At 82.0% G+C, this 334-nt stretch carries 1 protein-coding gene; it reads left to right on the top strand.

The features are described from left to right. Positions 1 to 59 precede the first annotated feature (59 nt). On the top strand, positions 60 to 334 hold a 275-nt coding region (locus F0U47_RS20380), incomplete at its 3' end, for a hypothetical protein (protein ID WP_223162848.1).

Below are 334 nucleotides of genomic sequence, written 5' to 3'. Positions count from 1 at the left end.
CCCCCCCGGCCCCCCCCCCCGGCCCCCCCCCCCCGCCCCCCCGGGGGGCCCCGCCGGGGGTGCTGCGGGTCGTTCGCGCCGGGCTCGCCGGGCGGGCCGGCGCCTGCCCCCCCGCCGGCGCCGACGCCGGCGACGACGCGGGCGCGACCGCCGGTGCCGAGGTCGCAGCGACGGACCCGACGGACGAGGCGGACCCGACGGACCCTTCCGACGGCGCCTCGACGATGTCGGACTCGGTCGCCGCGGTCTGCGTCCCGTTCTCCCGGATGGTCACAGCCATCAAGGGCGCCGCCACGGAGCACTCCGATCCCGACCAGGTCGCCGCCCCGATCGC

This window comes from Nocardioides antri, from assembly GCF_008373765.1.
Classification (GTDB): Bacteria; Actinomycetota; Actinomycetes; order Propionibacteriales; family Nocardioidaceae; genus Nocardioides; species Nocardioides antri.
Note: the sequence above shows the minus strand (reverse complement) of the source record. Positions and strands in the feature narration are given on the sequence as shown.